The organism is Rufibacter ruber (assembly GCF_001647275.1).
GTDB lineage: Bacteria > Bacteroidota > Bacteroidia > Cytophagales > Hymenobacteraceae > Nibribacter > Nibribacter ruber_C.
Genome location: NZ_LRMM01000036.1, coordinates 33,251 through 45,243, shown reverse-complemented (window position 1 = coordinate 45,243; position 11,993 = coordinate 33,251). Strand labels below are relative to the sequence as shown.

The following is an 11,993-nucleotide window of genomic DNA, read 5'->3' as shown; positions in this document are numbered from 1 at the left end:
CACCCTTTTCCAGTTTTGCCGTTTCCAAACACACAGAAGGAAAGGTGAAACGAATAATAATTATTTAATCATGTTTAGTAGCTTTATAAAATTAACAAGTTACTGTATCTAGCATATAATATGGAAAAGAAATACTTAAGACTTCTATTACTCTGTATTTGGACTTTCTCTACCTTTCATTCCTTAGCCCAGATTCCTCTCAACCCTGTAGTTTTTAGTACTACGGGTTATGATTACATAACTGATGCTACAACTGATAGCCGAGGGAACGTCTATGTTTTAGGGAGTTTTGATGGTAAGCAAGGTAATATATTAACCCCGACATCTCATGAAATAAAAAGTAATTATAACTGGTATGTTGCAGTCTATAGTAAAGATGGGGTTTTAGATAAAATTGGGAGTGTTGGGTATTCTGGCTCTACGCTCCACTCTATTGCTGTTGATAAAAATAATAATATTTATGTCTCCGGGTCCTCTTCCCATTCTATTACTGTTTCCAAATTCAGTCCCGACTTCTCATTAGTTTGGAGTTTTACAGAAGGAGTGAATTCTCATTTCATTGGTAAAAAAGTTTTAGCAGATGAAGAGGGCAATGTATATGTAACTGGTACTGTAGGTGCGTGGTCTGTTTTAGGTTTAGATTTAACACCAGAAAATAGTTGCTGTGACCCTAAGAGTTTTTTGCTTAAGCTCAATTCACAAGGGAAGTTTGTCTGGATACAAGCTGGCTTAGGAAGATATGTAAACTCAGCCGGTAATTCTCTGGCATTTGACCGGGAAAGAAATCTAATTATGATAGGCACCATAAGCGGCAGCGGAACTTATGGAAATACACTTGTGAAATCTGCCGGAAACGACAACTTACTCTTAGTAAAGTATACTCCTAATGGTAATGTTTTGATGGCAAAAGCAATTGGGGAACGTAATCAAAATATTCATGGGGAGGATATAGCTGTTGATGAATTCAACAATTTTTATATCACAGGTACTTATGCCTTTAGTGCCACTTTTGGTTCCACAACTCTACCGTCTACTTCTAATGTGGGGGGCGTATATAGAGAAGCATTCATAGCGAAACTTGATTCTTATGGTAATGCCCAATGGGCCAAGCACGAGTTTGTTGGCTCAAGTGGCACAACGGCTAAAAGCATTGCCTATAAAGAGGGGAAAGTGCAAATAGTAGGTATGCAAGGATCTTTTGGTAATTCTAAACCCTATATACTAAGCTACCTACACAATGGAAGTTTCCTTTGGAAATCCTATTTAAAACAAGTAAACGGAGATGCAACAAAAGTATTAATATCATCTGGTTCAACCAGTCAGGTGTTTGGGACTTTTTTTGGAAGTTTTAAAGCAACTGACCACACATTTACTGCCTATGGCATAATGGATGGGTACAAGGTGCAATTATATGATACAACTTCTGCTACTTATTCTGGTTTCATACATGGGAATATCTATGATGATCAAAATTTAAATTGCCAGTTTGAGCCCAATGAGAAAGGCATTGAAGGTATTATTGTAACAGCTTTGCCTGGCCCTTTCTTTGGCATAACAGATTCTAAAGGGAATTATAGTATCAACTTTCCCAAAGGTTCATATACTATTAAGCCTATTCTCCCTGGTAACAGTGCTTCAAGAATTATCACCCCCTCCTGTACAACCATAAAAAATGTAAATGTAACTCAAGAAAATAGTGTAATTGAAAATATTGATTTCGGGAATACAGTTGAAGAAAGTCCTTATTTAAATGTCAGCCTCTCTTCTAACCGCCGCCGCCGTTGCATGGAGAACGTCACCACTGTCACCTATTCCAATACCGGTTTCGCCCCGGCCTCTAATGCCAAAGTGACTCTTCAATTCCCGACAGAGGTCATCTTCAAATCAGCTTCTATGCCGTTCACCCGTGACAGCAAAGGCAATTACGTTTTTGTTGTAGGTGATTTGCAGCCCAACCAACAGGGCACTATTACTATCAAAGACTCTGTTTCCTGCGCTGACCCTACCATTAGGGGCCTTACCGTCTGCACCAAAGCCTGGATAACCCCAGTGAACCAGTACACCGCCCCACCAACTTACAACAGAGCAGATGTTGCCATAGCAGCCAGTGAAACACCAGAAAATCAGGCCCGTTTTGTCCTTAGAAATCAAGGGCAAGGGGCTATGACGGATAGCCTTTCTTACCGCGTGCTGCAAAACATGGAACTTTCTCTTACAGGAAAATACAAACTAGCCATTGGTGATAGTTTAGTCCTCAAGTTCCCTACGGCAAGCAGGGTTATAAGGGTAGAGGCAGATCAGCCCCAGGGACACCCTCTCAAAACTATTGTAAGCGCCAACCTGGAAATGAAAAAAGCCAATACTACTGGCTTGCCTGATATAGCCATGATGGCCATGCCGCCTAATGATCCTGAACCCGAAATCACAGAAGAATGCCTCCCCATCATTGACTCCTTTGACCCCAATGATAAACAAGTAATACCCGTTGGCCGTACGGCAGAAAAATATACCCCCACTAGTTCGTCTCTTCGCTACACCATCCGGTTCCAGAATACAGGCAATGATGTAGCCTACAAAGTGGTGGTGGTAGACACTCTGTCTGCTGATCTGGATATGAGCACCTTTCAAGTTGGGGCGGTTACACACCCTTATACTTTTACTGTTTCGGGCAAAGAAAGACCCATTCTTACTTTCACCTTCAATAACATCATGCTGCCAGACAGCGGTACCAACCAGGCAGGTAGCAATGGGGCCATCCAGTTCAGCATCAAACCGAAAGCTAACCTGCCAGAGAAGCATCTGATTGAGAATTATGCTGATATCTTTTTTGACTACAATGAGCCAGTTAGAACCAATATAACCCAGAACCGGATCTTTGATATCCCGCCGGTGATCAGTGACAAGCAACTGGTTGCACATGAAGTGGTTGTTTCTCCCAATATCACTTCTTTCTCCCCTACCCAAGGCCGGGCGGGACAAACCGTGACCATCCGGGGGAAAAACTTTTCTACTAACGCCTTTGCTAATAAAGTCAGCATCAACGGACATCTAGCTCTAATACTCGCTTCCACAGCAGAAGAGTTAAAGGTGGTAGTGCCAAGCAATGCTTTCTCAGGCAAAATCAGGGTGGTAACCCCAGATGGATCAGCAACTACAGGTCCAGACTTTATTATTTTTCAGCCACCTACTATTACTTCCGTTTCGCCTGCAGAGGCAGTTCCTGGCACCAGCATCACTATTTCCGGGACACATTTTTCTACTGATCTTACCCTAGACACAGTCTATTTTAATGGTGTGAAGGCAAAAATTACCCAAGCCTCAACCACCCAACTAAAAGTAGAAGTGCCTGCTACCGCCACTAAAGGAAAGGTACTGCTTAAAACTCTGGGGGGCCAAGTGGAGACTCAGCAGCCCTTTATGGTCTGGCACCACCCCACTATTACTTCTTTTTCACCCGGAAAAGGTAAGACGGGAACAGTAGTCAATTTGAGCGGAATGAATTTTGCAGAGGATGTAAAACGGAATCTTGTCACTTTAGGCTCTGCCAAAGCTGAGGTGACGGCTGCCAGTGCCAATAGCCTCACCGTAACGGTACCGGCAAACGCCGAAACAGAGAAAATTCAAGTAGAGACACCAGGAGGCACCGCCCGTACCGCCTCTGACTTTATTTTTGTCCCGGCTCCTGTCATTTCCTCCTTTAGCCCAACCAGTGGGTATGCTGGCACAACCGTCACCATTACCGGAGAACATTTTGGGGCAGACCACCAGACTGATGTCATTTACTTCAACAACACCGTTGCTGCCATTTTAGAAGCCACCAATACCAAACTGGTAGTCAAAGCACCTAAAGGAGTGATCACTGGTAATCTTTCTGTAAAAGGCGCCGGAGGCGAAGCCATAGGAGCAGAGTTCCTGGTGCCCGACCTCAGCAAAGAAGAAGCACTTTCCATTTACCCGAACCCTACTCAAGGCAACGTGACTATTAACTGGTACAAGGCTAATTATCAGGTGCAAAATATTGAAGTTTTTGACTCAGTAGGCAAACGCCTGTTTACAGCGATAGGGGAAAATGTTCCCGGAGATGAAGTACAACTCAACTTATTTACCTATGGCGCAGGAGTGTATACCCTTAGAGTTCTCACCACTGATGGCCCAATTCTCAAAAGATTAGTAGTTGTAAAATGACGTTTTCCCCTAGGCGTAGAAATAGCTCCTGTTTCTACGCTAGTTTTAAAATCTGATCAAAAACTGAAAAGAGACAGCGACCCCTAGTCCTGTCTCTTTTCAGTTTTATAAATCAAAAATCTGGAAAATAAATTATCAAAAACAAGCCCTAAACATTTTCAAACTAACCGCAAAGCTCATTAGGGTTCTCACCTTAGTATCAGGCGCAAGCCTCTGCTGTTGCCTTTAGTTGAAGACAGCCTCTGTTTCTGGCCTGTTTTTCAGAAAATAGCCCAAAAACGTGGACACTCTCTTATGCTTCAGCCAGTCATTAAGCATGAGAGGGCGGCAAAACATACACGCTAAACAGGTTCATCATTCTTTAAGTAATAGGCAACCGTAAAAAGACAGACTCTTTACTACTAAAATATAAACCTCTTTCTTTGCTGTTGCTATAGTTACTCTAAAAAATCTGCCCCCTTTATTATGCTTGGTTTAAATGATCTTACCAGAAAAGAAAAAGTACTTTATCTTCTTCTGGTACTATTCTTTATCACTCTGTACTTTTCTAAACTAGGTGGGCCCAATGCTATCATCACTGGATTTATAGTTGCCTACTGTTTCTCCTTTAATTCTCTGAAGGAAAAATGGGAACTGCTGAAGGCCCGTAAATACCTAGTAAATGGAAACCTACCCACCTATAAAGTCAACCAATACGCTCACCCATAGTCGCTCTGGATTACAACTCACTTCAGATACACCTTGAATACACTGCCTTTTCCAACCTCACTTTCAAATTCGATCTTTCCGTCACAGTTCTCCACAATATTCTTTACAATGGCCAAGCCTACACCGGTTCCTTCCACGTGCCGGTGTAACCGCTGGAACATTCCAAACACCTTTTCATGGTCTTGCTGCCGCAACCCTAACCCATTGTCTCTTACCGTTAACAGAGTGAAACCGTCTATTGTTTTTGTTTTAACCTCAATCTCCGGACTCCGCTCAGGGGACCGATATTTGATGCTATTAGAGAGGAGGTTATAAAGAATGCTCCTAAGGTTCTTACGGGAAAAGGTTATGTCAGGAGCCTGGGAAAAATCAACGGTAATTTTAGCGTTAGAACTTTCAATCAGATCCTTTATATGCAATTTTACATCGTTGAAAATCTCTTTGAAGCTTACTTTGCCCTTACCAGTTTCTGCCTCATACTGGACTTTGGCTATTTCAGTCAAATCAAGTAAGGTGGCTTTAAAACGGCTGACAGAATGATTCACCATGTTCAATAAATTAGCCACCTCGTCCTTATCAAACTCAGGTTGGTGCAATGTCTCTTCCAGGGCAATCATCAGCGCCTCAATGTTGTTGATAGGGGCTTTTAGGTCATGTGAAGCGGTGTAAACAAAGTTGTCCAGATCTCTGTTCACCTTAATCAGTTCTTTGGTGCGTTCTTTCACCCGCGCCTCCAGTTCCTGATTCATTTTTAAAGTGAGGTGATTCGCTTTTTCAAGCGCTTTTCTCTGGAGGAAAAACTTTACAAAGGCAGAGACTTTTGCTTTGGTGATGTATGGGTGCAAGGGTTTGAAAAGAAAATCTACCGCACCCGCCTCAAAGCCCTCCATCACATGGGTATCTTGCTCATCAATGGCAGTTACAAAAATGATAGGGATATCCCTGGTTTTGGAAATGTTGCGCAGGTACCGGGCTACTTCATAACCGTTCATCCCGGGCATTTGCACATCCAGTAAAATTAATGCCAGTTCTTCCTGCAGAGCAATTTTTAGCGCCTCTTCACCTGATTCTGCACACAGATACGTGACGCCTTCCTCTTCTTTAAAAAGTAAGCTTTCCAAACTCACCAGGTTCTCAGGTTTGTCATCAACCAAAAGAATTTTAACTGGTTGTACTTCAGAGGCCAGCATGGGAGATAGAAGGTATTGGTCAGTGATCATGTAAAGAAAGTAAAAAAGCTTGAATGCACTCCGAATTCATTATCTGGCAACCTGGCACACTGGCAATAGCGGCTAAGGGCATAGTGTCTACTTCTGCCTCCCTGGGATCCTGCACAATAACGGTCCCTCCCCTGGCGGCAATTTCCTTGAGTCCGGCACTACCATCTTTGCTGGCGCCGCTTAACACAATGCCAATAGTATTAGAACCAAATGCTTCTGCCGCGCTGGTGAAGGTTACATCAATGGCCGGCCGGGAGTAATTCTCCAGCTCAGAAACATCTAAAGAAAAGGTCTGGTCCTTTTCCAGCAGTACGTGGTAATTAGAGGGTGCCACGTATACATATCCAGCTTGTAGCTTTTCCTTTTCCTCTACCTCAATTACCTGGAGCGCCACTCTCTTCTCAAACACTATCTGTAGATTTCCGTCAAAGTTGCGGAGCCTATGCAGCACCATCACAATAGGAATACCGTAAGAAGCGGGCAACTGCTTTAGAATTTCCTGGGAAGCCTTGATGCCGCCCCAAGAACCTCCTATCACAATAACCTTTGTCTCCTTCTTCATCTATCTGGTGGCCTTCCGGTAGATTCGGTTACTTTTATCAAGGCAGGTATAGCTGTTATGGATCTGCGACATGGCCAAGGTTTCTTTTTTGCCCAAACCCAGATACCCTAAACTTACCAAACTTTCATCAAACAAGTTGAAAACCCGTTCCTGTAACTCTCTGTTAAAGTAAATGAGCACATTTCTGCACAGGATTAAGTGAAACTCATTAAAAGAGGAATCAGTGGCCAGGTTATGCGGATAAAAAACGGCATTCTTTACTAACGATGCGTCAAATTTAGCGCTACCATAGCTGCTGGTATAGTAGCTGGAGAATTCTGTCTTGCCTCCCGCGGCGTAATAAGCGGAGGTGTAACTTGCCATATTGGCCAAATTGAAAATACCTTCCTTCGCCTGCTTCAAAACTTTCTGGTTAATGTCAGTGGCGTAAATTTTAGTTCTTTCCAGCAATCCTTCCTCTTTCAGGAGAATGGCCAGGGAAAAAAGTTCTTCCCCGGTAGAGCAACCCGCATCCCAGATTTTAATAAACGGATAGGTGGAGAGTATAGGCAACACCTTCTCGCGCAGTGCCAGGAAAAATGTAGGGTCCCGAAACATCTCGGTGACATTGACCGTGATTTCCTGCAGGAAATTTTCAAAGAAGTAGGGATCCTGAAATAGGCTTTTCCGCAGTTCTTCAACAGAGGCCAGGTTCTTATTTCCTAAAAACCTTTTGATTCTCCGGTACACTGAGGCCCGGGCATATCCGCTAAAGTCATACCCATACTGGGCATGAATATCATGGATAAGCGTTTCTACCGCCTGTTCAAAAAGCACATCAGCCTCAAGCTTCATACAGCCACACCCGCATTAAAGTCAATAATTTATCAGTATCTACGGGTTTGGCTATATAATCAGATGCCCCAGCAGCAATGCACTTCTCCTTGTCTTCTTTCATGGCCTTAGCGGTGAGCGTAATAATGGGTAATTGCTTCAAACGAGGATTTTCCCTTATTCGTTTTGTGGCTTCAATACCGTCCATTTCAGGCATCATCACATCCATAATGACTATCTCAACGCCTTTTTCAGCTTCCAGTTTCTGAATGGCTTCTTTCCCATTGTAGGCGGTGAGAACGTGCATGCCGTGTTGCTCTAGCAAGCTACTGAGCGAGTAGATGTTACGCACGTCATCATCTACCACCAACACCTTTCTGTCATGCAGTACTTCCTTGGGCACGTGCAGTTTCATCTTGAACTCATTCCCAGACGGAAGCTTTTGGTTCACCTTGTGCAAGAACAGCTGCACCTCATCCAGCAGACGCAGATAAGAATACTCATTCTTGATAATAATGGTGTTGGCGAACTCCTTCAGGTCTGTTTCCTCAGCCTCACTTACATCTTTCCCGGAATAGATGATGATAGGAATATCAGTGAGGGCCGGCTGTGACTTCATCTTTATCATCCAGTCATAGCCTTTCATGCCGGGCAGGTTCAGGTCCAGAATAATGCAGTCAATTTTCTGTTTGGCCAGAACCTGCTCTGCTTCTTCAGCAGAATAGGCAGAGGCTGATTTTAAGCCATGCGCCAAAAGCAGTTCTGCCACCGCTTTGTTCTCTATCTCGTTGTCTTCTACAATCAAGATGTTCTCCAGTGAGGTACCAGATATTTCTGCAATAGAAGTAAAGGCTTTGTTTAACATTTCAAGCGTTACCGGCTTAGGCAGGTATTCTTCTTTGTGCCCATGCTCGCCCATCACCTCTTTGTCATAGGCAGACATGACATGCACATTGAGATGCCGCAGCTCACGGTCTTCCCTAATCTCCTTCAGGACTTCCCATCCGGAGATATCAGGTAAATGCACATCCAGGAGCATAGCATCTGGTTTTTCTATGCGGGCCAGTTTTAGGCCATCCTGACCAGTGAACGCCTGGTGCACTACAAACTTCTTTGCTTTGGCAAAATCGGCCAGGATATCACTGAAGCCTCTGTCATCTTCTACAATGAGAACTGAAATGTCCTTTTTGTCAGTCTGCTCAATCCGGTCTAACACCTGGTTTAGGCTTTCGGCTTTATTTGGCCGAGACGGGGCAGCGACGTTCTCTTTTTTCTGTTGGGGTTTTTCAGAAACGTTAGCCGGGTTTGCCGGAAGATATAAAGTGAAGGTACTACCCACCCCCGGCTCACTCTCCAACATCAGTTCACCACCTAACAGAGTCGCTAATTCTTTACTGATGGTCAAGCCTAAGCCTGTGCCACCGTACTTGCGGGTAGTGGACGTATCTGCTTGCTGGAATGCCTCAAATACTACTTCCTGCTTATCCTTAGGAATACCAATGCCAGAATCCTTTACAGAAAAGGCAATAATTTCTTGCTGCTCGTTTAACTGCTCAGACTTAAACGTAGGTCTGCTGTTTACCGGATAAATTGAGAGTTCTACCTCTCCCCCTTCGTTTGTGAACTTGATTGCATTTCCTATGAAGTTCTTCAGGATCTGTTCCAACCTGAAACGGTCTGTGATGATTTTGTCCACCCTTCCTTGCCTGATGGTCTCGCGGTAGGTGATTTTCTTTTTAGCCGCCAGTTCCCTGAACATGGGCTCCAGTGAAATGTCTTTCAAATTGATTTCTTCCGTCTCCAGTTTGATCATACCAGATTCTATCTTGGAGAGATCCAGAATCTCGTTGATCAGCTTCAAGAGGTCTACCCCAGATTTATGAATGATCTGGGCATGGTCTATCTGCTTAGAAGAAAGGGTGTTCTCTACGTTGTCAGCCAGCAACCTGGACAGAATCAGGATACTGTTGAGCGGCGTGCGTAGCTCATGAGACATATTGGCCAGGAAGTCGCTCTTGTACTTACTTACCGTTTCTACCTGCTTTATCTTGAGCTCAATGGCTTGGCGGGCATCTTCCAGAGCAGTGTTTTTAGTTTGAAGCGCCTCATACTGCTCCTCCAGCAGTTGGGCTTTTTCTTCCAGTTCAGCATTCTTCTCCTGCAATTCCTCCTGGTTTACGCGCAGTTCCTCTTCTGAGGCTTTCAGCTCGGCGTTGAGGTGACGCAGCTCTTCTTGCTGGGTTTCCAGCTCTTCAGCCTGGTTCTGGGTTTCATACAGTAGTTCCTGCGTCTGCAGGTGCGCTTTCAAAGTATGGAGAACAACTGAAATACGTTCAGATAAAGCGTCAAAAAGCTTCTGCTCCAGCTCTCCATAGGGCTGGCGGGAACAAAGCTCAAGCGCCCCCACTATATGGGAGGAGAAGTAAAGAGGAACAATTAGAACACTAGCAGGCATCACCTCAGACATACCTGTCTTGATTTTCAGGTATTCTTCAGCTATTCCCTCCAATTGCTGCACTTTACGGTCCTGCACCGCCTGGCCTATTATTCCAGTTCCCATTGCAAAGGTGGGTAACTGGTCTATGCTGTAAGCAACCCCGTGTGTGGCGACAGGTTCCAGCCGGCCATTGTCATTATGCAGGTAAAAGATACCAGCCTCTGACCCTGTATAATCACACAGATAAGAAATAGTTTTCTTGGCTACCCCCTCTATGGAGGTTTCTCCGCTAATCAGGCTATTAAATTCAGACACTCCTGTGAGCACCCAACTACGCCTGGCATTCTCAGAGGTGAAGGTTTGCAGGTTGTCCTTCATGTCTTTAATGGCGTGGCTCAGCACATCTTCTTCGCTTTTCACCTCAACCTCCATGTCATACTGCCCCTGCCCTATTGCCTTGGCCACCTGAGACAGGGAAATATTCTTAGCCACCACTTCTCTGAAGGAGCTTGCCACACTGCCAATTTCATCTTTGCTGTCAATGTTGATGACAACATCTGTTGCCCCCATGTTGATTCGGTCTGCAGCAACTTTTAACTTAGAAAGCGAAGTAGAGATAAGGTTTACAATATAAAAGGATAAGAACGCAGTCAGGGCCAGAACAACTACCATCGCAAGGCTTAAAAACAGCAGGAATTGCTCTTTTTGCTGTATTTCAGCGTTCACTTGGTTCCTGATCTGGGCAATCAGTTTTTCCTCTGCTGCCCGGTACGCCTCTATGCTTATGGTAAAAACGTTAAAGACAGCTGCGGTACTAAAGGAAGAAAGATCTATCTCGGGATTAGCGCTTATAGCCAGTAAAGTAGCGTCAACCTGCTTGTAGTTATCAGAAGCAGTGATTTTCTGAACAAGGTTAGCTGACTCTTTGGTGGCATATCTCTGAAAATTATTCAGGGACCGGTTATAAGATTCAACCTGGGAGACAATTTGAGCATAGTCTTCATAAGAAAAACGTCTCTCAGGGATTACCTTCATTAACAGACTTCTTATTCTACCTAATTGCACCTTTGCCTCGGCCAGATTTCTAAAGCTGACCAGCTGCCTGCTGATCATTTTATTACTGATACCTGTCGCATTGGCATCAACCCTGTCAAGCAGGCGAAAAATCAAATCCCTGGAATAACTCCTGAACGCGAGAACGTCTAACTTATCCTGGTCCAGATCTTTTCTGAATTTTTTAAAATCCTCAAAAAGAGCAGCCTCTGGCAAAGAGCGGCCAGTGCTGGCCAAAAAGGCATGCAACTCCCTCTCTGCTTCATCCGTCAGACTCCTTTGGCCCCTTGCCTCGAGCAAGGTAGTTTTTTCACCCTCAACAGCGGCCAGAATACGGCCCCGTTCCCGCTGAAAAGCATGGAGATAGCTAGATATTTTCTCAGATTCCTCCAGTTGGATCGCCTCTTGTCTCAGTATTTCATTTTCATCCAGTTCATTTTTAATGGTGGAAGCGACAAAATAAAAAAGTGGAACCATGAGTAAAGTAAGGACCAACAGCAGTTTATCTCTTATTTTAAGGTTCTTCAGTAGTTTCATCTCTCTCCTAAATGATTTTGAGGCCGTAAATTATAAAATGCTATGCACAATCGTTTTTGTTTCTTCCTTTATTGAATACCACTGTAAGCCTGAAAACGCCACTGCAATACACAGGAAAAAACTTTCTTCTAAAGGCCCCGTGATAACCTAAACCAAGTACTGTCACTTTTGTTAGAAGTCATCACATCAAGGTAGAGGCTCTACTTTTTGAGTTCTACTGGACCAGTAATGATTTCTGTTTTTGGCCTGTTTTCCAGAAAGTAGGCCAAAAACAGAAAAGAAGATTGGCCGCACTCCATGTAAGGGAGAGCTTCTAATTAAAGCCAGATCAAAGTTCCCGGCGGCAGACGCAAAGGCCTACCGTCAAAAACCGAAGGATCTGCCTGGGAGTACTTGAGTACGCAAGTGAATACTTGAGAGGGCCTTGTAAAAGATTACTGGAGAGGGATTCATCTCATGGTGCCCCATAGCATTAGGA

The 11,993-nt window shown here is 44.1% G+C and carries 5 protein-coding genes; 1 reads left to right on the top strand and 4 read right to left on the bottom strand.

What is annotated here, in order from left to right:
* The first annotated feature begins 120 nt into the window (after positions 1-120).
* Positions 121-4,185: an IPT/TIG domain-containing protein gene (locus A8O25_RS14040; RefSeq protein WP_082893648.1), complete on the top strand. Its 4,065-nt coding sequence runs from the start codon at positions 121-123 to the stop codon at positions 4,183-4,185.
* 725 nt (positions 4,186-4,910) lie between these two features.
* Here A8O25_RS14040 and A8O25_RS14030 read toward each other — a convergent pair.
* From A8O25_RS14030 to A8O25_RS14015, 4 genes are read right to left on the bottom strand one after another with little or no spacing between them, the layout of a single operon-like run.
* The gene (locus A8O25_RS14030) at positions 4,911-6,113 is read right to left on the bottom strand and encodes a sensor histidine kinase (RefSeq protein WP_066835944.1); all 1,203 of its coding nucleotides are present in this window, start codon (positions 6,111-6,113) and stop codon (positions 4,911-4,913) included.
* Positions 6,103-6,675: a chemotaxis protein CheB gene (locus A8O25_RS14025; RefSeq protein WP_066835943.1), complete on the bottom strand. Its 573-nt coding sequence runs from the start codon at positions 6,673-6,675 to the stop codon at positions 6,103-6,105. The genes A8O25_RS14030 and A8O25_RS14025 overlap by 11 nt, the downstream gene beginning before the upstream one ends.
* Positions 6,676-7,509, bottom strand: coding sequence for a CheR family methyltransferase (locus A8O25_RS14020; RefSeq protein ID WP_066835942.1), 834 nt, complete (start codon positions 7,507-7,509; stop codon positions 6,676-6,678). It abuts the gene before it with no gap.
* Positions 7,499-11,515 carry a response regulator gene (locus A8O25_RS14015; protein WP_066835941.1) on the bottom strand — a complete coding sequence of 1,339 codons (4,017 nt, stop codon included), beginning with the start codon at positions 11,513-11,515 and terminating at the stop codon, positions 7,499-7,501. Before A8O25_RS14015 ends, A8O25_RS14020 begins: the two co-directional genes overlap by 11 nt.
* Positions 11,516-11,993 lie beyond the last annotated feature (478 nt).